The organism is Candidatus Ichthyocystis sparus (genome assembly GCF_900078745.1).
GTDB classification, from domain to species: domain Bacteria; phylum Pseudomonadota; class Gammaproteobacteria; order Burkholderiales; family 2013Ark19i; genus Ichthyocystis; species Ichthyocystis sparus.
In genome coordinates this window covers 198,327-221,653 of sequence record NZ_FKII01000061.1, presented here as the reverse complement: position 1 = coordinate 221,653, position 23,327 = coordinate 198,327, and the positions used below count along the sequence as shown (strand labels likewise).

Sequence of the window (23,327 nt, the reverse complement as noted above, 5' to 3'; positions counted from 1 at the left end):
ATTGGCAAAACGAGAACCGTCAACACAAGCCCGGCTACTGGCCTCTACCAGTCTTAGCTGACACAGAATGCATATGCCCCGCCCAACAAGTGCTAGTAACAAAGGCAATAAAAACTACTTAAGTGTAACAGTAGCACCAGATTCTTCCACCTTCTTCTTCATGGCCTCTGCATCGGCCTTAGCTACACCCTCCTTAATGGACTTAGGAGCAGACTCCACTAACTCCTTAGCCTCTTTTAAGGGCAGGCCGGTAATCTCACGGATAACTTTAATTACCCCTATCTTATTATCGCCGACGGAAGACAAAACAACATCAAATTCTGTTTTTTCCTCAGATGCATCTTTCTTAGAATCACCGTCAACACCTGCAGCAACAGCAACAGCAACCGGAGCTGCCGCCGATACACCAAACTTTTCTTCCATATCTTTAATAAGCTCTGACAGTTCTAGCACAGTCATACAGGAAATAGCCTCTAAAACGTCTTGCTTGGACATAGCCATAATAACTCCTCAGCACACAACAACAGTGAAAAACGTACACACCCCACACCCTAGGAGACAGAAGACTCCTTCAAGTCCCTAACAGCAGATAAGACACGAACAAACTTGGATGGAATCTCATGTACAACACGAACAAACTGCGCAATAGGGGCCTGCATAGTACCAGCCAATCTGGCCAACAAATCCTCACGGGAAGGCAATGTGGCAAGCATCTTCACACCATCAGGATCAACATACCTACCGGACACGGAACCACCACGCAGAACAAAAGTCTGCTGTGCCACACTAGAAAAGTTATACAAAACCTTGGCAGCTGAAATAGGATCCTCACCTATCGCATAAATCAAGGCACCAGAAATCTTATCTGATAAAATATCAAACGAAGTACCTCTAATGGCACGACGTACCAAAGAATTCCTGATTACCTTAAGGTACACCCCACTCTCTCTAGCATTTTTTCTAAGAGCGGTTGTCATAGTCGCACGGGTACCGACGTACTCAGCAAATAAAACAGCCTGAGCACTAGCAAGACGCTCAGACAACTGGGAAACAACAAACTCCTTATCTTTAAGGCTTAGGCCCATCACTCCCCCTTTAAACAATTGGACACACAACAGAAGCAAAAGAAGGAGCAACTCTACAATTACTATCTGCGGTAGCACATCTACTTTAAGCAACCAGGCCCTACCGGTCTCCGATAAACACAAAAAATCACACAATAGGAATAGAAGCAACATCTAGACGTACAGAACGACCCATAGTGCTTGACACAAAAACCTTTTTAAAATACGTACCCTTAGAAGAAGCAGGCTTAGCTCTACTTAAAGCTGACATCAAAGCAACTATATTCTCCCTCAAACTACCCTCAGGGAAAGAAGCTTTCCCAACAGCACAGTGTACTATTCCCGTTTTATCGGTCCTATATTGAACCTGGCCAGACTTAACATTCTTTACGGCAGCAGCCACATCAACAGCAACCGTTCCAACCTTAGGATTAGGCATCAATCCTCTGGGGCCCAAAATCTGCCCCAACTGACCAACCAGCCTCATGGAATCTGGAGAGGCAACCAAAACATCAAAATCAATCGTCCCAGCCTTAATAGTTTCAGAAAGATCTTCGAAGCCAACTATATCAGCACCAGCCACCCTAGCAGCATCAGCCTTCTCTCCTTGAGCAAAAACAGCAACTCGCACAACTTTCCCAGTTCCAGAAGGCAAAACCACACAACCACGAACAACTTGATCAGACTTACGAGGATCTACCCCCAAACAAACCGCTATATCAACCGTCTCATCAAAACGAGCCGTAGCAAGCCTCTTGAGCAAAGGCAAAGCCTCGTCCAACTGGTACAACTTATGGCGATCAACCAAAGCATCGCAAGATGAAAAACGCCTACTAAGTTTCGCCATAGCTAAATCCCTTCAACCTTCACGCCCATGCTCCTAGCAGAACCAGCAATAGTCGATACCGCCGCGTCTATGCCAGCAGCAGTAAGATCAGAACCCTTCAACGCAGCAATCTTCTTGCACTGCTCAAGAGTCAAAACCCCAACTTTATCTACATGGGGCCGCGCAGAACCTTTAGCAATACCGGCCTCTCTTTTTATGAGAAACGTGGCCGGAGGAGTCTTCATAACAAAAGTAAAACTTTTGTCAACATAAGCAGTAATAACCACCGGCACCGGCAAGCCCGGCTCAAGGGACTGCGTGGCAGCATTAAATGCCTTGCAAAACTCCATAATATTGAGTCCCCTTTGGCCCAAAGCAGGACCCAAAGGTGGAGACGGATTGGCCTTACCCGCAGGAATTTGCAACTTGATCAATCCCAAAACTTTCTTAGCCATCCGCAAACACTCCAGACCAACCTTACACAAAATACAATCGAGCCAACGATTCTACTATCAGATGGGGCAATTGAGAAACAAAAAAATCGCCTAAAAATAAAAATAAGCTATAAATAAGCTATTTTTAGTTGCTACTACACTTTTTCAACCTGATCAAACTCTAACTCTACAGGGGTAGCCCTACCAAAAATAGTCACGGAAACACGTAACCTGCTCTTATCATAGTTAACATCTTCAAGCACGCCATGAAAATCTGCAAATGGCCCCTCTTTGATACGTAAAACCTCACCTATCTCAAACAAAACCTTAGGCTTGGGCTTTTCCGAACCATCCTGAACCAATTTCATGATCTTCTCTACTTCTTTTTCGGAAACAGGAGTAGGTCTACTAGAGGTTCCCCCAACAAAACCTAAAACCTTAGTAGTACTACGTACCAAATGCCAAGTTTCCTCATTAAAATCCATTTCAACCAACACGTACCCTGGGAAAAAACGACGCTCAGATATCCTTCTCTGCCCACCTCTAATTTCAACAACTTCCTCTACAGGAACGAGAATCCTACCAAACAAGGACTCAGAACCAGAACGAGCTATCTTTTCCTCGAGAGATCTACGAACATGCTTCTCAAAGCCTGAGTGAACATGAACCACGTACCAAGACTTAGACATTATCTCCACCCTAGAATCAAATCATAAAGAAACCACTCAAGAAATTTGTCAACGAAAAAAAGATAAAGCGCCACAATAACTGTAAATACAAACACCACTAACACAAGTTGCATAGTCTCCTTACGAGTGGGCCAAAACACCTTTGAGGCTTCGCGAACAGATTCTCTAAAGAAGACCATCAGATTTCGCCCAAAGTCAGAAAACCAAATCAACGTCAAACAAACTGCAACAGAAACCAAGGCCACACCAAGTCTCACAAAAAATCCTTGAGATGGGAAAAAGCTGAAAAAAATCACACCAGCTAAAAAAACAAGAAAGAACAACGCTACTTTAATTTTCTCTAACATGTTGTCGTAATATCAAAAACAGGCCAAGAGGGAATCGAACCCCCAACCTTCGGTTTTGGAGACCGACGCTCTACCAATTGAGCTATTGGCCTTAAAAGTAAACTAATGGCCCGTACAGCTTGGATAATATCCACTACTTAATAACTTTAGTAACGACGCCTGCTCCGACGGTTTTTCCACCCTCACGAACCGCAAAGTGTACACCCTCTTCCATAGCAATAGGCGCTATTAACTCAACTCGCATCGTAACATTGTCCCCTGGTATCACCATGTCACCCTCAAACGAAATCGATCCAGTAACATCCGTCGTCCTAAAATAAAATTGCGGCCTATATCCATTGAAAAAAGGCGTGTGCCTACCACCCTCCTCCTTCGATAAAACATATACCTCAGCATCAAACACCGTGTGCGGAGTTATAGAACCAGGCTTCGATAACACCTGACCCCTCTCAACATCATCCCTCTTCGTACCCCTCAACAATACCCCAACATTGTCACCAGCACGCCCCTCATCTAATAACTTGCGAAACATCTCCACACCAGTACAAATCGTCTTCTGCGTGTCACGTAAACCAACTATCTCTATCTCCTCGTTAACACGCAAAATACCTCTCTCAACTCTACCTGTTACTACGGTACCCCTACCTGATATCGAAAATACATCCTCTATCGGCATCAAAAACGGCTGGTCCACAACCCTAACAGGAGTCGGTATATAACTATCCAACGCCTTAGCCAAATCCATCACCGCCTTCTCACCTATATCACTCTTGTCACCCTCTAACGCCTTAACCGCAGAACCCTTTATCAAAGGTACGTCGTCGCCAGGAAAATCGTACTTCGTTAATAACTCCCTAACCTCTATCTCTACTAACTCTAGTAACTCAGAGTCATCCACCATGTCGCATTTGTTCAAAAACACAACTATGCTAGGCACACCTACCTGCCTCGCCAACAATATATGCTCCCTTGTCTGCGGCATAGGCCCATCAGCAGCTGAAACCACCAATATCGCTCCATCCATCTGCGCAGCACCAGTTATCATGTTCTTCACATAATCAGCATGACCAGGACAATCAACGTGCGCATAGTGCCTCGCTTCCGTCATATACTCAACGTGCGATGTATTTATCGTTATGCCTCTAGCTTTCTCCTCAGGAGCATTGTCAATCTGATCGTATCCTCTAATCTCTCCGCCATACACCTTGCTCAGTATCGTCGTCAACGCCGCCGTCAACGTCGTCTTCCCATGATCAACGTGCCCTATCGTACCCACATTAACGTGCGGCTTCGTACGCTCAAACTTAGCCTTAGCCATATTAGGCCTCCCTTAGTCCAACACCCCTAAACTTAGACCTCACACAAAGCTCCCACCAATAGAAAAAAGCTCAATAAATCAGGTCTTACGCAAACAAACTATATATAAATAACGGAACTGAAACCGCAAACGACTTCTCACAAAAAGTGAAAATGCCCATGATCAGAGTTGAACTGACGACCTCTCCCTTACCAAGGGAGTGCTCTGCCACTGAGCTACATGGGCTAAAGATACACCCCAAAATAATACTGGAGCGGGTGAAGGGAATCGAACCCTCGTCATAAGCTTGGAAGGCTTCTGCTCTACCATTAAGCTACACCCGCACAAGCACAAGCACAAGCACAATCTATGGTGGAGGGGGATGGATTCGAACCAACGTAGGCGTAAGCCAACAGATTTACAGTCTGCCCCCTTTAGCCACTCGGGCACCCCTCCTCAAAGAGAGGTTATTCTTCAGAGAAAAGCAAGGTTTGTCAAATTAAAAAATTAAGAAAGCACTTCAAGACAACAAGAAAGATAACCAACAGCCATCATACGCTGCCTTTGCTATCAACATCAGATGAAACCTTCACATTCATGAGCCAACTTATCAAAAAATTTACTGCATCTTTTTTAAAATCAGGCGCGGTACTAGCCCAATCCTCAACGAGACACCAAGAGGCATCAATAAATTCACATGATTCAGTAGAGCGTAACGCATCATAAGAAGTAAGAAGCTGAAGAACATACCATCTATGTACTTGTCCTTTACTAAAACAAGAGGATTTATCAGTCATTGGCAGCTCATATCCCACCCAAACCGGACAAACAGCAATGACCTTTAGTTCTTGTGACAAAATGCCAGTCTCCTCAAAAACCTCCCTAAAAATAGCCTCATCTGTTTGCTCATTTTTATTAACACCACCCTGTGGACATTGCCACGTACCTGTGTAATCACTACGACGAAATAATAACAATTTGTCTAAGGAACAGTCCATAATGATGGCACCAACACCAACACGAAAAAACACACTATCATCATCTGCTAACATCAATGAATCTCTACCCATTTCACAAAGAACTCTTCTGCTTGCTTAGCAAAAAACTTAATACCCACGGACTAACTATAGTAGTAAGAATAGTAACCGCAACAAGAATAGAAAAGTATGGATCCACAAGCACTCCGTATGCACGACCCGCCGCCAAAAAGATTAAACCAACCTCTCCTCTAGGAACCATGCCCCAACCAACAATCCACCGGTTCGATGATTTTAAAAATACGGCTGAAAAAAGCTTACTTACTACTGCCAAAATACCAATCACCAGCACCAAAAAGAGATTCCTCATTTCAAAAAGCACCCTAAGATCCAATTCTGTACCAACAACTATAAAAAATAGTGGCAAGAAAACTTCTTTCAGTGGAGTTATTAAAGATATGCACTGCCCTCTGCGAACAGAAACCAGCCGATCTCTAAGATACTTAGAGGAAAGAACATCCGATTCCGATTGCATAACTTTCAAATAATCGTTGACCATCTGCACGGCTTTGTCATCAGAAAAAAGAAGCAAATTTTCTTCATCCAACATAAGCCCCGCAGCAAAAGCACCAACTATAGCAGCCAAACCAACACTAATAGCAAGATGTGATCCTACAAACGCCAATGAAATAAGTACCATAAGAGCCATAGAACGACTATTGTCTATTTTTTGGGCAACAAAATGAACAATTGATTTGACCACAGGCCTTCCTATAAGCAAGCAAGCTGCTAGAAAAGCAAAGGCAGCAACCAAAGAAATAAAAATTCCCCAAATCGAAACTTGCCCTTCGCCGACCAACTCTCCCAAAGCACCCAAAAGAGCAAAGCCAAAAATGTCATCGAACAAAGCAGCACCCATAATAACTCGCGACTCTATGGTATGCACCAAACTAAAGTCACTGAATATGCGGGAAGTAACTGCGATAGAAGTTGCAGAAAGAGCCGCCCCAATGAAAAGCCAAGCCTTAATACCTGCACTGGGCAAAAAGATGGGACCAATAACGGCAACACCCAAAAAAATGGCACAAATTGCCCCTAATACAGCTACTATCATAGAATCAACACCACACGACCTTAGAGTCTTGGGATCGAAATGTAACCCTATTTCAAAAAGCAGGATAACCAATCCAATATCAGATAAAAATAGAACTACATGGTCCTTAGAAAAGCCTTGAAGAGCTGTTGGAAGAGCAATACCCATCCAGGCAAAATTCCCCAGGCACACACCCACAAACATCTCGGCAGAAACTGGTGGCAATTTGATCTTACCTACAAAGGCAGCAAGTATTTGCGTGAACAACAATAGCAGGATCAGCATCATAAACGAAGAAATATTCTTCTCGTTACCTGCTGCCATAACAGTGGATGGGAAAAAAACAAACAAAAAAGCCAAAGCCCGATAAGATATGGACAAAGGCCTCTTAATAACAGTCAAAACCAGAGGAATTCTAAACATAGTCAACCCCATACTATCGCTATTTACGATATCTTATCGGCATTACACGTTAAACCTGAAATGTATGATATCACCATCTTTAACAATATATTCTTTACCCTCTAGGCGCACCTTCCCTGCTTCCTTTGCTCCTTGCATTCCCTTATATGCAATATAATCTGAATATGACACTACTTCTGCACGTATAAAACCCTTCTCCATATCTGAATGAATTACACCAGCTGCGCTCTGTGCTTTCGTCCCAATAGGAATTGTCCAAGAACGAGACTCTTTGGGGCCAACAGTAAAAAAAGAACATCTTCCCAATAGAGTGTATGCAGAACGTACAAGCCTGTTTAATCCCGAATCTTCAAAGCCCATATCGGCTAAAAACTCCCTACGTTCATTATCAGAAAAATCCATTAATTCTTTCTCTGCTGCGGCATTTAACACAAACAAATCTACTCCTTCATCTTTAGCCAAAGATGAAATCTCAGATAAATGTCTGTTTAAGGTTAAGCTTGCCTCATCAACATTAGCACAATAAAACATTGGCTTATCTGTCAATAAATTCAGAGAGCTAACCAAATCTCTCTGATCATCTGTTAAGTTCAAAGAACGCACGGACGGGGTATTACCGTTTAACTGATCTAATATAAACTCGACCAGATTAATACGAGCAAGAGACTCCTTTGAATTAGATAATTTTGCAGACTTGCTATTCTTGGCAAGATACTTTTCTAAAACAGATATATCTGCTAGGACTAGCTCAAGTTGGATAACACGAACATCGGAAACCGGATCAACTGTACCATTAACGTGAACAATGTTTTCATCTGAAAAACAACGCACAACGTGTATCAGAGCATCAGCTTCACGAATATGAGATAGGAATCTATTTCCCAAACCCTCACCCTTAGAAGCTCCAGACACTAGGCCAGCTATATCAACAAAGTCGCAAAACGAAGGCACCGTATTTTCGGAACAAGCCATCTCCGCCAAGAGATATAGCCTCTCGTCAGGAACAGCAACTGACGAAACATTAGGCTCAATGGTACAAAATGGATAATTCTCAGCATCAACAGAAAGACGAGTCAAACAAGAAAAAATTGTGGATTTACCAACATTAGGTAATCCAATAATACCGCACTGTACAGACATGTAAACAACTCTCAATAAAAATAACGTCCTACGTAAATGTTAGCACATGCATAAAACCATACTCATGACATCTAACATCAGCCACACAGCTTCACAAATTACCCTAAAAAATGATAGAATCGGTGGTTTCATATATAAAAGTACTCTACTGGATGTATTGCTTATGCTGGATATGAGTAAGGTCAAAGAAAAGTTATGTTCCGAGCTATGTGAGGCAGGAGAATCCGTGAAGAACATTATGTGCGCTTTGGTTGCCAATCGTTTGTCTCGTTCGGGTCTAGTAAGTCGTGACACTTTCAACGCCCAAAGCAATTTTCTGGACGAAATTGAAGACAGGATAGGATTAGTGGAAGAAAAACTTGCAAAAATAGAATCCTTGATAGACGGCAGTGGTTCGGCAGACTGCCGTAACTAGGAAAGTGTTAGTTCACATCCTCAATTGTGTGGAGGGGTAGCTCTTGGCTCACAACAAATATTACCCGGTGTCAATTTTTCTACATTGGTTGACGGCTGTAGTGGTGGTTTCTACCGGATTGCTCGGGTTCTCTGCGGTTAATATTATCTCGGGAAAACCCTTGCTTATGAAGGTCTTTTATGTTCACAAAACAATGGGGCTATCTGTACTCATAATAACAATAATAAGGCTGATGGTGCGTATTTCTTATGAAATGAACCCGGCAAAAATTACAGCGCTGGAAAAAATGCTTTCTAGAGCAGGTCACATATTGATGTACATCCTGCTTATGGCGATTCCCATCTCTGGTTACGCAATCAGCAATGCTCATGGGCACGACGTCAGTTTCTTTTCTATAGCTCTTCCTAGAATTGTACCCAGCAGCAAATACACGGCAAGCCTATTTGAGAAAATACATTCAGTACTAGCCTTCACCCTTTTCGTAACCATAGTATTGCATGTGACTATGGCTATCAAACATCTGTTGATTGATAAAATAAACCTATTTGCCCGGATGTGGTAAGAGATAGTACTAGATAGAGATATAAATATAATCAGAATCAAGCCCAGATATTATGGAAATATACGTGTTACTTCCTGAATTATTGGGCTACCATCGTTCCTATGTTTCAATGGCGCTTTAAATTTTAATTACGGCAGTGGGAGGGTAAATGGTTAATAATTTCAGTATTAGGAAGGTAATATCTGTAATCTCGATTTCTTTAAGCTTTTTTGTGCTAAGCGCTTGCAGTGAAGCTTTCTTAGATAGCATGTCTGAAGGAGGCTACAATGAGACCGTGTTCTATGGTCATATAAAGGAGGTGCGCACTGTATACTACATCGGCAGCGCTAAATCCAACTCTGCTAGTGGCGCCCTTCTGGGAGGCATTATAGGTGGAATGGCTGGGGCCGGGTTGAGCAATGGTAGTGGCGTGGGCATACTTGTTGGTGCAGGTGCAGGAGCTACAATTGGTGGGGCTGCCGGTAGTGTTAAGGACAGTGATTTCTCTGAAAATGCCTCTGGTAAAAGAGCCACGAAGCTTGTTATAAGAAAAGATAACGGCGATATAGTAGTCATTGTGCAAAGGTTTACCAGAGCCTTTATGCCTGGAGACAGCGTCAGAGTCTCAGTGTTTGGGGATGGCAGTGTAGGAATAAGGCGCGTTATGGAAGAAAGGCGTTCTTACGATGATGACGTCGATTACTACCGCAGGAGCAAGCACCATCACCATCATAATTATGACGATTAGCAAAGAAGAGGGGGTACTAGCTGTAGCAACCACCGTCCCTACTATGCAGGGACCATCTTTGCATGAGAGGCAATTCTACCATTGTAAGTTGGTTGCCCCACACGCACCCCGTGTCAATGCACAGGTAGTTATCCCCTTGGCTCCATCCAAGTCTAGACCAATGACCGAAGATTACCTTCCTTCCTCCGAGCTTGGATGGAGAGAGTCCTTTGAACCAGGGAATACAGTTGCTTGGTGGCCTTATAGGGTCGTCTTCTACGTCCAATCTGAGCTCACTATAGGAAGTAGATAGAAAACGAACCCTCAGTAGAATGTTTAGATAAAAAGCCCTCCTGTCGTCATCTTGCATATTTTCTGTCCACTTTACGCACAAATTGCCATTCTCGTAGAAATGTCTTAGAAAATCGACGAAACCAGGGCCTAATATCACCTCAGAGAGATCAGTGGCGTACAACTTGGCTTCATTAACGTCCCATAGGGGGGAAATTCCCGCATGAACCAAGAAATAATTTTTATCCATGAAGGCAATTGGACGAGCTCTCAGCCAATCCACTAAATCAGACTTGCGGCTGTATGATAGTAGGTCCACTAGATTGTGATCATACTTATCCGCAGCACCGCAAAGAAGTGCTAAGGCATATAAATCATGATTCCCCAGCACTGATAAAACATGGTCGCCCCAATTTATAAGGGTTTTTAAGACATTTAGTGAATCTGGGCCTCTATTAACCAAATCACCAACACACCACAAATAGTCAACTTGCGGATTAAACCCGACCAATTCAAGAAGCGACATGAGAGAAGAATAGCAACCGTGAATATCACCAACTACAAAAGTACGAGAAGAAGCACACAAGGGGCACCAAAACCTATCTCAAATACACCTGGAATCCATCTAATTTTTTTAGACTACCTCCGTCAATAGGAGTAGAAAAAAATATCCGAGATCCTGCATGAAATCCATCTTTTTCATTATGCTCCCTTAGATACCTACTTGGTGAAAGCACATCTTTTCTTAAAATAACCCCATTATCGTCCAACAAGCGTATCTCCAGGGACGGAAATAACAAATTCTGATAACTCCTATTTTTAAGAACACCAGTAAGGAGCAATTTATCCCCTCTATCAAATCTTAGTTCTAATGCACGCACACTAATTTGATCATTTTTACACGGCCAGGATAAATTTTTCCCTAAAAATAAAGACATCCTTCGCATTACATTGTACGTACTCGGGAAAAACCCCACAAAATCATTTCTATGCATAAATATAGTTATTGTTATAAGCAAAATTATACCGGCGGTCAAATTGGCAACAAATACGGATCCAGTTTTTCTCTTACCCTCCATGCGTAATGATTCACTAAATGTACGAATACTGTCCTCAGAATCAATACAAACATCATTGTCAGAACAATATCTACCTGAAGAAACAGGCCTAACATCAGGATACGTCAATGGTTTACGCATATTCAAAAGGGAAAAACCAAAATCATGTTCGTGTTCTGAAGGCAAGAGCTCATTGGAGTCAAAGGAGGTTAGAGAATCATCCATTAAAGTCACAGCGGCCAATTGAGTAACACCACCTATTATGTGAGAAGAATCATCAACTGATGCAATTTTCTCTATCTTTGTATACGAGTCAACATTATTATTGCAAACTGTCACGCCGGGTCGTACTTGCCAACTAGAGGCAACACCCTTGATATTGTTTACTATGTTACTTACTTCCTTTACTTCACACTTGGTAAGCGTCTTCGGAAAAGCGCGTATTACGGGATTGATCCTCGCACAACGTGCATCAAAAGTACCACGACAACTACCACAACGCACCTTATATGAGCACACCTTCAACCGATCATCGGCAACACGATAGCGACGGCGGCAAGTAGGACATTGTAAAATTGTATCGCTGCAGGCGGCTACGTTCATTGCTATCTTTCTCAGCAAACGGACAAAACGCCACCACCATTATATTATCGCAGCAAATGTTTTCATGTTTCCCATAAACACAACATTCTTATTTATAACTAACACACCACAATTAGTGCTCCACCCCTCTATTACCGCCTTAATTTTTTAACAAAGCCATCCAAGTATCCAATCCCAACCCCTCCATTACAAAAATCCGGATCTCTCAAGACCTCAAGATGCATTGGCACATTAGTTTTTATGTCACCTATAACAAACTCACTCAAAGCAACCCGCATTCTGGCTATAGCCTGGTCACGATCATAACCATAGGCAATCAATTTACCAACCAAGGAATCATAATAAGGGGGAACAGTGTAGCCATGATATACATGGGAGTCCAACCTAATACCAGGACCACCGGGGACATTGTACACCGTAACCGATCCAGGAGACGGCATCCAGGTCAATGGGTCTTCTGCGTTTATACGACACTCTATGGCATGTCCTCGCATAATAATATCAGACTGTTTTAAACTCATCTTATAACCAGCTGCAACCAAAATTTGTTGCCTAACTAAGTCAACGCCAGTAACCATTTCTGTAACTGGATGCTCCACCTGAATTCTGGTATTCATTTCAATGAAAAAGCACTCTTCCCCGCTCAGCAAAAACTCGAAGGTACCAACACCAACGTATCCTATAGAATGTGCCGCTTTCACGCAAAGTTCACCTATCCTATTTCTTAAATCATCACCAATGAAAGGCGCGGGGGACTCCTCTAAAATTTTTTGATGCCTACGCTGTAAAGAACAATCTCTCTCACCCAGGTGTATTATATTATGGAAGCTATCAGCTAGAATTTGAAACTCAATATGGCGTGGATTATCTAAAAATCGCTCTACGTATACATTGCTATTTTTAAATCCTCGTTCAGCTTCCTCTCTAGTTGTAAGCACCGACGACCACAAATCCTTCTCTTCATTGACGACTCGCATGCCTCTGCCACCACCACCACCAGTAGCTTTAATAATTAAAGGATAGCCAATCTGCCGCGATATGCTCTCCACTTCAGTGCGATCATCCGACAAAACATTATCAGATCCAGGAACGCACGTAATACCAGCAGCGGTCATCGCCTTCCTAGCAGAGACTTTGTCTCCCATCAAACGTATAACGTCTGAACTAGGACCTATAAAAACAAAACCACTTTTTTCAACTTTCTCTGCAAAATCAGCATTCTCAGATAAAAACCCATACCCGGGATGAATGGCATCAGCATCGGTAACCTCTGCCGCGCTAATTATAGATGGAATGTTTAAGTAGCTTTCAGAAGAAGCAACAGGACCTATACACACTGCCTCGTCAGCCATCTTTACGTAATTTGCGTTAGAATCAGCAAGAGAGTAAATAGCAGCCGTTCTGATACCCAGAGAATGGCAAGCCCTTAGAACCCGTAGTGCTATTTCTCCGCGATTGGCAATTAAAATTTTCTTGAACATGAACTACCTTAGCAAAAATCAGCGCAAGGCAAATAATGGTTGATTAAATTCAACCGGCTCACCATTTTCAACAAAAATGGATACTACGACACCAGAACACTCTGTTTCAATTTCGTTTAACAACTTCATCGCTTCTATAATGCACACAACATCACCAACCGAAACCACACTACCTACAGAGACAAACGGAGGGTTATTGGGGGCAGAAGAACTATAGAATGTACCTACCATGGGGGAACGTACTATAAAGCTAGACTCTTCGGCAATATCAGCAACAGACTGATCAGAAATTTTGTGAGGAGAAGCCATATTAACCGTATGAATATTATCTTGAGATGTCATAACCGAAGGTACACCTACCATCTGGTTATGAATTTGAGGAGTAGACTTAACAATACGAACCTTACTATCACCATCGGTCAGCTCCAACTCCGATATAGCGGAACTTTCGACTATACTTATCAACCTCTTTAACTTTTTAAGGTCCATAGGAAAACTCACACCCCCACCATTTTCAATTCAAACTACCGTGCAAAGCTCTTTGTCCATAAGGTTACGGACAACCCTACTACTCAATTTCCCAATAAAGGCCCGTCTCACATGGCCATGAATCAACAAGGTAAAAGGAATAACACCGTTCTCATCGCCGTATTCTAGCAAATGTTGGATAGCACTTACATCGGAGACATATACAGGGTAGTCCACCACCCTTTTTCTAACAAAAGAAATAACATTATCAGTGGAATCAACAGCAATACCTATAAAGTAAACACTTAGTGGCGCGTAATCCCTGTGGAGACCAGATATAAAAGAAACCTCTGCTCTGCAGGAACTGCACCATGTTCCCCAAAAATTGATGAACACTACCTGACCAAAATCAGAATTAACAGCAATCGGGTGACCCCTTAGGTCAGCTACATTTAGATCTTGTAAAAGCCTCACCCTAGGACTGTCGCAGACACTGCAATCATTGTGGCGAGAGCAGCCACAACAAACTAGAAACAGTCCTAACAGGAAAAATAACCTAAGTAACACGTCTCAGAAAGAAAACATAAATCCGACACCAGCAAAGCAAAGCCGCTGCTCTCTTACCAGTCCCGGCCAACTAACAAACCCCAACTGACCAAAAAGATGTAGTGCCGAGTTAATTTTCTGGCTTACAGAGAATATCCAACCATCACTAACTTGAGTACGATGAAATAAGCTTGTCCTAGAATAGGTAGCCAAAAAATGCGTGCGACCATGTACGTAGCGAATACCCTCGACAAAATAGCTTACTCTGGGCAAACTCTTCATGTCATAGCCTACCGGCCAAAGAAAATCTGACAATAAACCCATGGCCCTTCCCATCTGATAACTCATAATCAAAGAAACACCATCCCCAGACAAACGCGATGGCCCTAAAATACCACCTATTTCACCAGCTGAAACCATAAAGGAGGATTTATTATACCTATTGAACAGTGACTGCAAAAAGTAATTGAACCAAAAATGAGCCCAATCAACGTTATACGAAAAATGAACCGACATATTGGGCAAATAAGATTCTTGAGCAGAATTTCCTGTGAGCTTTTGTAGCTCAGTTCCATCACCAATAGAAACACCTGCACAAAAATTACTCAAAACAGGAGTACGATAAGAAATAACAGCATATGAACGAGGTAAATACGTCCTATATCCTGAGAAGGATTCAAAATTTCGCTCAACAGGGGATAACAACCCATTGTACGAGAAAACTTCCCTCCCCAAAGCAGGATAATTACGACCTATCTCGAATCTGCCAGAGGACGGACTGTCCCAAAAAATAAGATTCTGCGTAATAGAACGAGAAACTGTTAAGTCACCCTGATCAACCAATCCATTGAAAACTGGAAGACGGACTGTAAAAATACCACCCACGGTCATTTGCTGCTCTTTTTTAGACACCTCAAAAGAAATAACAGATGGCAACAAACCATTGGTAACTACATAATCGCCCCAACTATCCAATGAAGACGGACAACGTATAACATCACGCCCAATCAAATTTCTATCACATGAAGATAGCATAAAAGCACCATTGAGAAATCCATCCACTGAAACAGTCCACGGAACATTCTCAAATGAAACAGCAATAGAAGACCCACACCTAACAAAAAATAGCACCACCAGGACAATTTTCTTGTAAGAAATCACCGCCCATTAATTCCTAATAAGTAGATTTTGACAATGACTTTGCGGCAGAGGAACGAGGATAATTTTTAAGCAAAATTTCCTCTGCTGATTTTGCTGCAGACCTCTGATCAGTTTGATAATAGCTATTAATTATATTGAATAACGCATCCGAAGCATGATCATTACGCGGCCATAGTTCATAAACTTGAGTAAAAAATTCAATGGCATTTCTGTAATCACCCAAAAGGTAGTAAGCAGTTCCTATCCAATAACTCAAATCACCCTGAAGTGGTAATTTGAGTGGTGCCTTTGATTTAAGCTCCTGAAACAAAGTCAACGCTTCCCTGTAGTGACCAGCTCGCAAGGTCTTAAGTGCCTCTTCATACTCATCCAGACCAAGCGAGGAGTCTACGCCTCCGTCGGACTTAGCTCCAACATACTTGCTATTGCCAGCGCCAACATTCTCAGAATGATAAACTACATTAGGTGATGGTAAAGACTCTCGATCATGCTTCCTACGGGATAAGTTAAGCTGTAAAATCTGCCTTTGCAAATCCGACAACTGCCCAAACAACTTCCTATATTCTCCTAGTAGTTCTTGCTTACTATTAACCAAGTCAAGCTGGATCCGATCTAAACGTGAAGACATACGTCTAATCTCTTCATCACTATGATCTACTTTTGTCTCTAATTCTCCTACCCTACTGGAGCAAGGCAAATCACCAAAATCAGCCCAACCACGATCGCATACAAGAATAAATACAAGTACCAACAATGACTTGTAGTTCATCAAAACTCCCCAAGACTTTTGTATAGGAGATCACTCCTCCTATTTACTGCCCAGGACGCATCGTCGTGTCCCATAGCTTTAGGCTTTTCCTTACCAAAACTCACGGCTTCAACACGAGACGACTCTACACCCATGGAAATAAAAGCTTGGCGAACAACTTCAGCCCGCTTCTGTCCAAGCGCCAAATTATATCCCCTGCTTCCCCTCTCATCAGTATTACCAATAATACGAACGCTATCCTCAGGATTATCCCTTAGGTGAGCTACAGCGTCCAATACAACCTTTTGGTACTTTGGATCTACTGTAAAACTATCAAAAGCAAAATAAATATTTCTGCCTGACAGTTCCTCACCACCACTATCAAAATTCGATTCAGAGGTAGACACAGACTTACTGTCCAGCGGTATAGACTGAATCGGCGCATAATTATCCGAATTAACATCGGAGGACCTGTTCCTCATATTATTAGAGCCGTAACTATCTGCTTTATTATCATAAACACTAGTTGCACACCCCGCCAATAAAAACACCAAAAATAATCCACCGACCTTTTTCATTCTCTCAACCTATCTATCAACTTGATTACCCCAAACTGGTGTAATCACTTTTTGGTCAGGAAAGTGCATCTCGTAGTGACCTTTTCCAAGCAAAGAAACAATACGTATAGCACTACCCATGTTATAAGCATACATCACCAGCTGACCATTGGGCGAAAAACTAGGAGACTCATCATATGGACCTGATGTCAATGGCCAAAACTCATTTGTCAAAAGATCCATCAACATCACAACATAACCTTTTCCATCCAGTTTGCCAATGTATGCTAGATAATGTCCATCTGGACTAACTACAGGAGAAACATTATATCCACCGTCAAAGGTTACGCGCTCAATACTCTTGGTATTAATTGTGTAACGATAAATTTGCGGTGAGCCACCTCTATCTGAGGTAAAAAAGATATATTTACCATCATGAGAGTATACCGGTTCTGTATCAATACTACGGGAATAGATAACAGTGCTTGGCTCACTACCATTACTAGCAATAGAATAGATTCCAGAAAATCCATCCTTAGCAAGAACGACTAATAAATGTTTTCCATCCGGAAACCACGTAGGAGATGAGTTACTTCCCTTGTAATTGGCCAAAACAAATCTCGTTCCTCTTGTCATGTCCAAAACATCAATCACAGGCTTTTTTTTCTCAAGAGATACAAATGCCAACTTACCATTATCTGGAGACCACTTTGGTGATAGAAGAGGATCGGAAGACTTAACCCAAATCTTGTCATTTTTCCCATTTAAATCAGATGTATGCAACTCATACAATCCATTTTTTTCAAGAATATATGCAAAACTACTGCTAAAATAGCCATCAACTCCCAAAAAAGCTTTATAAATTTGATCAGATATTAGATGTGATACTTTATCTACTTGATTATCTAAAAAAATAAAGGCTTTACTAACCAGGTACTTACCTTGATTAACATCGTAGATTGTAAAATCTATCTCTAAATGTCCTAGCCCAATAACTCTCACAACCGCACGAACTAATGCATCAAAACCTCGAGACTTCCAGGCATTGGAATCTACAGTATCTTTAATTCCAGTAGTTTTAAGTTTGACCTGTGCAACACGAAAAAACCCGCTCCTCTCCAGATCATCGATAATAATACTTCTAGGATCAACAGTTAAAGAATTAACATTCTGAAATGGGGGCAATAAAAGATTAACTACAATCTTTGCACCGCCGCTTATATCTATGTCTACAGGTTGAGAATTACAAAAAACCGGAACTTTCAATAACATAAATAAGAAAAATACAATAAACTGTCTCATATAGAACCCATAATTTTTTAAAGTTTCCTTTGAGGGCTAAATTTCATGATGATAGCGTCTTGAAACATATCTGCATGCTTAGGTAACGGAAGTGGGCTACCTCTATAGACAGCGGAAACTACCTGCCTATCATAGGTATCATTGCCACTTTTCTTGATTATGCTGACTGACATAACCCTGCCACTATGGTCTTGAACAAGCTTTACTACAGTCTCCAGGGCAGAAGAAAACGAAGTAGATGAAAAAACTCCAGCATATATCTTGTTACGAATATCATTAAGATATTGCCTACGAGCTATGACACCAGCTATTGTAGAACCAGATTGATTTTCTAATTGTTTACTAAGGTACTGTTCTCTCCTCTCGTGTTCGACCTTATTTTTCTCTGCCAACAAGCTCTCCATAATTCTTTTATGAGAAATAGAAATTATCTTCTTCTTTGTATTTGTTACGGAATCATTTTTTTTATATGCATTGTGTTCAACTGCTTTTTGTTTTTTGTTATTATCCACGTGCATTACTTTTTTTGTCTTTTTTTCTTCAGGTTTAACCGCCATCTCCTTTACGGCACTTGCTGCTGGGTGTTGTTTGGCAACAATATCATCACGTGAATAAGTGTCTTCAGATTTATCTGGCAAATGACCATGTTCATTATTAAGATACGAAGCTGATGTCCTCATTGCTACATTAATGGGAGCACCAATTTTATTAGTAGATGCTCCTTGGGAAGCAAAAATCATCAATAGCAAAAACAGAACCACATGAATAAAAAGTGACAAGACAAAAAATTTTTTAAGCATCTGTCTGCCTAGAATTAAGTTCGAACTTCATCCTGAACTACAAGGCTTAGATTAACAAATCCCAATGAACGAAGCATAGAAAATATGCCCATGACTTGACCGTACGGTATTTTTTCATCTGCTAGGATAGATACATCTGTCGACCCAGGATTACTGTAGTATGATAGTTCTCCTCTTAGCTCGGAGGCCGTAACAGACCGATCCACTGCCTTGTTTGAATCAGAAAAGCGGATGCCATCTAAACTCAACTTAATAGACAAGAATCTATGCGAAGGTGAAGCACGCCCGCCAGATACTGATGGTAGACTAATGTCTGACACATTCATAATTGGGGCTGTTATCATAAATACTGCTAGTAGGACCAGCATAACATCAATCAATGGGATAATGTTGAGCTGTACTACAGTCTCCCTTTGTCTTGTTCTTCCCAACACACATATTCTCCAGATATTAAGTGAGTGTATAATTGCAACAAAAAATACTCTTTGAAGTCACAAACGGCACGTGCCAACTCATCCACAAGTAAATTCAACCTGCTATATGCAATAACAGCCGGGATTGCAACAACAAGACTAGCAGCAGTTGATATTAATGCCTCAGATATGTCAGGAGCCACCTGAGATAACGTTACTCTTGATAGATCAGCAAATCCATGAAAAGCGCTTACAATGCCCCAAACAGTTCCTAACAATCCTATATATGGCGCAACAGAACCAATCATCCCCAAGTACGAAACATGAGGCCCAATGGTACTGACATATTTTGATACCTCATCATCGGCACAAATACGAATGGGCATCATAATCTCTGATGGTAATAAAGGCTGTTGATTAGAAAAAGCCTTTTTACAAATTCTTTCACTTCGTTCGAATATGTATATAAATACTGAAAGTAAGACACATTTTTTTAGGTAATCTCCTATATCTAGAACACTAGAGAACCCACTAATTCTACGATTTATTGCTGTAACATGAAAAATGAGACGTCTTAAAACAACATACTCTGACAAAATTACAGCCCATGAAAAAATAGACATAACGAATAACATAAATAAAACAACCTTAGTTACTAAAGTTGCTGATTGCACTACCTCAATAACTGACATGTCCCCTAACCTTTCTCTTTAAAAGTCGGAAGATTCTTCTATACAACTATGTGACTTGGGTAAAAGCACCCTACCACGAGCAGTTCTTTGCACAAATCCTTGCTGAATTAGAAATGGCTCTATCACATCTTCTATAGTATCCACAGATTCACCCAAAGCAGCAGCAATACTTTCCAAACCAACTGGACCATTATTGAAGTAATCATGAATTGATCTCAGAAATCTTAAATCGTTATGGTCTAGTCCAAACTTATTAACCTGTAACATCTTCAATGCCGAACATGCTACATCATATGCAATACAGCCATCAGCCTTAACTTCGGCAAAATCCCTAACCCTACGCAATAGACGATTAGCTATCCTTGGAGTACCTCGTGAGCGACGAGCAATCTCAAAGGCAGCACGATCATCAACCTCAACTCCTAACAGCTTGGCCGAACGCTTTACTATGAGAGTAAGGTCATCACTAGAGTAAAACAATAACCGAAAAACTATGCCAAACCTATCCCTAAGGGGATTAGTTAGCATTCCAGCTCTAGTAGTAGCTGCAACTAAAGTAAACGGGACCAAATCCAATCGCACCGAACGTGCACTAGGACCTTCACCAATAAGGATATCTAACCTGTAATCCTCAAGGGCAGGGTACAAAATTTCCTCAACAGAAGGTGATAATCGATGTATTTCATCTATGAAAACAACATCGCCTCTTTCTATATTTGTCAAAATTGCAGCTAAATCACCAGATTTTTCTATGACCGGACCCGAAGTCTGTCTTAGGTTTACTCCCATTTCACGAGCGATAATAGCTGCCAAGGTTGTCTTTCCTAATCCTGGAGGGCCAAATAACAAAACATGATCCAAAGACTCTTGCCTTTGCTTAGCAGCTTGCATAAAAATTGACAGTTGCTCCGAAATAGCTGTTTGACCAACATACTCAGATAAACTTCTTGGGCGCAGTGCATGCTCTAGCGAATCGTCGCTTTCATTATTGCATTTGGGAGTAACAAGACGATCGATCTCTATCATGGCATCATGCGCTAGAAAGATACTTAAGAGCTAGTTTTATAGCATCAGATACACTGGCATCACGGGAAATTTTGGGAATAATGGATGCAATCTCCTTAGCTGAATATCCCAAAGATATAAGGGCATTTTGTACGTCACCAAGCGCCGATTTCACAATGCATGGTACATTTTTCAACTTGTCCTCATGGTTATTGTATGAGTAGCAAAAATCCTTCATCTCTAATGTTAATCTCTCAGCCAATCTAGACCCAACGCCAGGAACTGTCTTTAAAAAACACACATCCTTAGACATAACAGCAGCCGAAAACTGACCCAAGCTCATGGTTGACAATATTGCTAATGCAAGACGAGTTCCTACTCCATTAGTCCTAATTATCTGCCTAAAGAAAACACGCTCTTCTTCCGTAAAAAATCCGAAGAGCAAATGAGCATCGTCGCGAATTGATAAATGGGTTCTCAACAAAACTACATGCCCAATATCTGGCAGCTGATGAAAAGTAGACATAGGTATATCAACGTCATAGCCTACACCACTACATTCAATGACAACATGTATGGGACTCTTATCCGCCAAAATACCACTTAAGTAACCTATCATAGCCAAACACCTACAACTTAGACGACGAAAAAATACGCTGAGAACAACAAATTGCACATGCCAAGGCATCAGATGCATCAGACCCGACTTTTTCTTGCAGAGAAAGTAAGTATGCAACCATGTACTGCACCTGATTCTTTCCAGCATGTCCATTTCCCACAACAGACTTTTTAATCTGCAGAGCAGTATACTCCGCTATAGGTAAACCAGACATGGCAGCAGAACACAAAACAACACCTCTTGCTTGCCCTAGGCAAAGAGTAGAACGCGGATTAACATTAACAAACACCTTCTCAACACAAATCCAATCAGGCGAAAACGTATTGATAACCGTACTGACACCCTCGAACAGTTCTTTGAGACGAATTGCTAAAACCTTCTGCGTCATACGCACAACGCCACTAGAAACGTACTGGAATTTAAAATAGGAAAAACAGTCAATTACCCCAAATCCAGTCAAACGTGATCCTGGATCTAAACCGAGAATTCGTGCTTTCATAGCTCATGCTTAGCTTCTTCTGGGATAATAATGTTAACTTCTATGACCTCATAGTCACCTTGTTTTTCTAGAGCAACCTTTATATCCTCATCACTAACAGAAACATACTTTGAAATCACGGCGATTAAGTCCTTTTGAAGGGCTGGCAAAAAGTTATGATTGCGCCCACCAGCGTTTTGGTGTGCTAAAATAATCTGCAACCTTTCCTTAGCAACTTCCGCTGATTTTTGACGGCCGTGAAATATAAAATCAAATAAAGACAAAGCTACCTCCCTCCAAAGATTCTTCTCAACAAGCCCTGTTTCTCAGCGGAAACAAACCTAAGAGGTCTATCCTCTCCTAAAAAACGATCGACCACATCCCTATATGCCTGGGCACTATCATGCTCTGCCATATGAATAACAGGCTTACCTTGATTCGAAGCCTGAAGAACCATTTCTGACTCAGGTATAACACCGATTAAAGGAATCCTTAAAATCTCCTGAACATCAGAAAAAGCAAGCATCTCACCAGATTCAGCACGCCTCACACTGTACCGAGTAACTAACAGATATTCCTTAACTGGATCACCGTTACTTTCTTTGGCTTTAGCCTGTAAAATTCCTAAAACTCGATCTGAATCACGTACGGAGGAAATCTCAGGATTGGTAACAATTACAGCAACCTCAGCAAAACGAAGAGCCATAATAGCACCATGTTCAATACCAGCGGGGGAATCACATATTATGTAATCAAACCCCATGGATGACAGATCTTCCAAAACTTTCTGAACACCCTCCTCCGTAAGTGCATCCTTGTCACGCGTCTGAGATGCAGGAAGTATATGTAAATTGGGGCTATACTTATCCTTAATCAGAGCTTGAAATAGTGTAGCTTCTCCATTTATAACATTGACAAAATCGTAAACCACACGACGCTCACAACCCATAAGCAAATCAAGATTGCGCAGCCCAACGTCAAAGTCAATAACGACAGTTTTATGACCTTTCATTGCCAAGCCAGAAGCAAAACTCGCACTGGTTGTCGTCTTACCAACACCACCTTTTCCCGAAGTGATAACAACAACTTGAGCCACAGTATCTCCTTTGTCTCAAAACAAAATTGTTCAAAA

The 23,327-nt window shown here is 41.5% G+C and carries 30 protein-coding genes and 4 tRNA genes; 3 read left to right on the top strand and 31 right to left on the bottom strand.

Annotated elements, in window-relative coordinates; translation table 11 throughout:
* Positions 1-114 precede the first annotated feature (114 nt).
* The 14 genes from rplL to ychF all read right to left on the bottom strand — a co-directional run bounded on the left by rplL (position 115) and on the right by ychF (position 8,290).
* On the bottom strand, positions 115-501 hold the full coding sequence (gene rplL, locus A6733_RS06760; protein WP_242641458.1) for a 50S ribosomal protein L7/L12: 387 nt from the start codon (positions 499-501) through the stop codon (positions 115-117).
* 50 nt (positions 502-551) lie between these two features.
* Complete coding sequence (gene rplJ, locus A6733_RS06755; RefSeq protein ID WP_092403296.1) at positions 552-1,085, bottom strand: 50S ribosomal protein L10; 534 nt, start codon at positions 1,083-1,085, stop codon at positions 552-554.
* Between the two features lie 127 nt (positions 1,086-1,212).
* Positions 1,213-1,911, bottom strand: coding sequence for a 50S ribosomal protein L1 (gene rplA / locus A6733_RS06750; RefSeq protein ID WP_092403121.1), 699 nt, complete (start codon positions 1,909-1,911; stop codon positions 1,213-1,215).
* A gap of 2 nt (positions 1,912-1,913) precedes the next feature.
* A complete protein-coding gene (gene rplK, locus A6733_RS06745) occupies positions 1,914-2,345 on the bottom strand; it encodes a 50S ribosomal protein L11 (protein WP_092403123.1) in 432 nt (143 codons plus the stop codon).
* 134 nt (positions 2,346-2,479) lie between these two features.
* Positions 2,480-3,013 (bottom strand): transcription termination/antitermination protein NusG, encoded by a 534-nt coding sequence (gene nusG, locus A6733_RS06740; protein ID WP_092403125.1) that lies wholly within the window; start codon positions 3,011-3,013, stop codon positions 2,480-2,482.
* On the bottom strand, positions 3,013-3,360 hold the full coding sequence (gene secE / locus A6733_RS06735; protein WP_092403127.1) for a preprotein translocase subunit SecE: 348 nt from the start codon (positions 3,358-3,360) through the stop codon (positions 3,013-3,015). Before secE ends, nusG begins: the two co-directional genes overlap by 1 nt.
* 19 nt (positions 3,361-3,379) lie before the next feature.
* Positions 3,380-3,452, bottom strand: a tRNA-Trp gene (locus tag A6733_RS06730).
* Between the two features lie 41 nt (positions 3,453-3,493).
* Complete coding sequence (gene tuf / locus A6733_RS06725; protein WP_092403110.1) at positions 3,494-4,678, bottom strand: elongation factor Tu; 1,185 nt, start codon at positions 4,676-4,678, stop codon at positions 3,494-3,496.
* A gap of 153 nt (positions 4,679-4,831) precedes the next feature.
* Positions 4,832-4,903: transfer RNA gene (locus tag A6733_RS06720), tRNA-Thr, on the bottom strand.
* Between the two features lie 24 nt (positions 4,904-4,927).
* Positions 4,928-5,001, bottom strand: a tRNA-Gly gene (locus A6733_RS06715).
* Between the two features lie 26 nt (positions 5,002-5,027).
* A tRNA-Tyr gene (locus A6733_RS06710) sits at positions 5,028-5,113 on the bottom strand.
* 95 nt (positions 5,114-5,208) lie between these two features.
* On the bottom strand, positions 5,209-5,727 hold the full coding sequence (locus tag A6733_RS06705) for an NUDIX domain-containing protein (protein ID WP_092403129.1): 519 nt from the start codon (positions 5,725-5,727) through the stop codon (positions 5,209-5,211).
* Position 5,728: 1 nt separating this feature from the next.
* On the bottom strand, positions 5,729-7,150 hold the full coding sequence (locus A6733_RS06700) for a cation:proton antiporter (RefSeq protein ID WP_175330522.1): 1,422 nt from the start codon (positions 7,148-7,150) through the stop codon (positions 5,729-5,731).
* Positions 7,151-7,192: 42 nt separating this feature from the next.
* On the bottom strand, positions 7,193-8,290 hold the full coding sequence (gene ychF, locus A6733_RS06695; protein ID WP_092403133.1) for a redox-regulated ATPase YchF: 1,098 nt from the start codon (positions 8,288-8,290) through the stop codon (positions 7,193-7,195).
* 46 nt (positions 8,291-8,336) lie between these two features.
* Between ychF and A6733_RS06690 the strand changes: the two genes are divergently transcribed.
* From A6733_RS06690 to A6733_RS06680, 3 genes are all read left to right on the top strand, one after another.
* Positions 8,337-8,705, top strand: a complete 369-nt coding sequence (locus A6733_RS06690) for an accessory factor UbiK family protein (protein WP_141663014.1) — start codon at positions 8,337-8,339, stop codon at positions 8,703-8,705.
* Between the two features lie 43 nt (positions 8,706-8,748).
* Entirely contained in the window at positions 8,749-9,267 is a 519-nt protein-coding gene (locus tag A6733_RS06685) for a cytochrome b (protein WP_092403137.1), read from the top strand.
* A gap of 211 nt (positions 9,268-9,478) precedes the next feature.
* Entirely contained in the window at positions 9,479-9,994 is a 516-nt protein-coding gene (locus A6733_RS06680; RefSeq protein WP_141663297.1) for a hypothetical protein, read from the top strand.
* A 16-nt stretch (positions 9,995-10,010) separates the two neighbouring features.
* Here the strand turns inward: A6733_RS06680 and A6733_RS06675 are convergent, their stop codons facing one another.
* The 17 genes from A6733_RS06675 to minD all read right to left on the bottom strand — a co-directional run bounded on the left by A6733_RS06675 (position 10,011) and on the right by minD (position 23,291).
* Positions 10,011-10,850, bottom strand: a complete 840-nt coding sequence (locus tag A6733_RS06675; protein WP_092403141.1) for a symmetrical bis(5'-nucleosyl)-tetraphosphatase — start codon at positions 10,848-10,850, stop codon at positions 10,011-10,013.
* Between the two features lie 13 nt (positions 10,851-10,863).
* Positions 10,864-11,925, bottom strand: coding sequence for a zinc-ribbon and DUF3426 domain-containing protein (locus A6733_RS06670; protein ID WP_092460703.1), 1,062 nt, complete (start codon positions 11,923-11,925; stop codon positions 10,864-10,866).
* Between the two features lie 131 nt (positions 11,926-12,056).
* Positions 12,057-13,406, bottom strand: a complete 1,350-nt coding sequence (gene accC, locus A6733_RS06665) for an acetyl-CoA carboxylase biotin carboxylase subunit (protein ID WP_092403145.1) — start codon at positions 13,404-13,406, stop codon at positions 12,057-12,059.
* Positions 13,407-13,424: 18 nt separating this feature from the next.
* Complete coding sequence (accB, locus tag A6733_RS06660) at positions 13,425-13,895, bottom strand: acetyl-CoA carboxylase biotin carboxyl carrier protein (protein WP_092403298.1); 471 nt, start codon at positions 13,893-13,895, stop codon at positions 13,425-13,427.
* Between the two features lie 30 nt (positions 13,896-13,925).
* Complete coding sequence (locus A6733_RS06655; RefSeq protein ID WP_175330523.1) at positions 13,926-14,348, bottom strand: TlpA family protein disulfide reductase; 423 nt, start codon at positions 14,346-14,348, stop codon at positions 13,926-13,928.
* A gap of 96 nt (positions 14,349-14,444) precedes the next feature.
* A complete protein-coding gene (locus tag A6733_RS06650; protein ID WP_092403149.1) occupies positions 14,445-15,581 on the bottom strand; it encodes a hypothetical protein in 1,137 nt (378 codons plus the stop codon).
* Between the two features lie 13 nt (positions 15,582-15,594).
* A complete protein-coding gene (locus tag A6733_RS06645; RefSeq protein ID WP_092403151.1) occupies positions 15,595-16,350 on the bottom strand; it encodes a tetratricopeptide repeat protein in 756 nt (251 codons plus the stop codon).
* Entirely contained in the window at positions 16,350-16,907 is a 558-nt protein-coding gene (locus A6733_RS06640) for an OmpA family protein (protein WP_092403153.1), read from the bottom strand. The genes A6733_RS06645 and A6733_RS06640 overlap by 1 nt, the downstream gene beginning before the upstream one ends.
* A 9-nt stretch (positions 16,908-16,916) precedes the next feature.
* Entirely contained in the window at positions 16,917-18,188 is a 1,272-nt protein-coding gene (locus A6733_RS06635) for a beta-propeller domain-containing protein (RefSeq protein ID WP_092403155.1), read from the bottom strand.
* Positions 18,189-18,205: 17 nt separating this feature from the next.
* Positions 18,206-18,988 carry a cell envelope integrity protein TolA gene (tolA, locus tag A6733_RS06630; RefSeq protein WP_092403157.1) on the bottom strand — a complete coding sequence of 261 codons (783 nt, stop codon included), beginning with the start codon at positions 18,986-18,988 and terminating at the stop codon, positions 18,206-18,208.
* Between the two features lie 14 nt (positions 18,989-19,002).
* Complete coding sequence (locus tag A6733_RS06625) at positions 19,003-19,422, bottom strand: ExbD/TolR family protein (RefSeq protein WP_092403159.1); 420 nt, start codon at positions 19,420-19,422, stop codon at positions 19,003-19,005.
* A complete protein-coding gene (locus A6733_RS06620) occupies positions 19,389-20,093 on the bottom strand; it encodes a MotA/TolQ/ExbB proton channel family protein (RefSeq protein ID WP_092403161.1) in 705 nt (234 codons plus the stop codon). The genes A6733_RS06625 and A6733_RS06620 overlap by 34 nt, the downstream gene beginning before the upstream one ends.
* An 18-nt stretch (positions 20,094-20,111) precedes the next feature.
* Positions 20,112-21,119 (bottom strand): Holliday junction branch migration DNA helicase RuvB, encoded by a 1,008-nt coding sequence (gene ruvB, locus A6733_RS06615; protein WP_092403163.1) that lies wholly within the window; start codon positions 21,117-21,119, stop codon positions 20,112-20,114.
* A 4-nt stretch (positions 21,120-21,123) separates the two neighbouring features.
* Positions 21,124-21,717, bottom strand: coding sequence for a Holliday junction branch migration protein RuvA (gene ruvA / locus A6733_RS06610; protein ID WP_092403165.1), 594 nt, complete (start codon positions 21,715-21,717; stop codon positions 21,124-21,126).
* Between the two features lie 10 nt (positions 21,718-21,727).
* Positions 21,728-22,216, bottom strand: coding sequence for a crossover junction endodeoxyribonuclease RuvC (gene ruvC / locus A6733_RS06605; protein ID WP_092403167.1), 489 nt, complete (start codon positions 22,214-22,216; stop codon positions 21,728-21,730).
* Entirely contained in the window at positions 22,213-22,479 is a 267-nt protein-coding gene (gene minE, locus A6733_RS06600) for a cell division topological specificity factor MinE (RefSeq protein ID WP_092403169.1), read from the bottom strand. Before minE ends, ruvC begins: the two co-directional genes overlap by 4 nt.
* Positions 22,480-22,481: 2 nt before the next feature.
* A complete protein-coding gene (gene minD, locus A6733_RS06595; RefSeq protein ID WP_092403171.1) occupies positions 22,482-23,291 on the bottom strand; it encodes a septum site-determining protein MinD in 810 nt (269 codons plus the stop codon).
* Positions 23,292-23,327 lie beyond the last annotated feature (36 nt).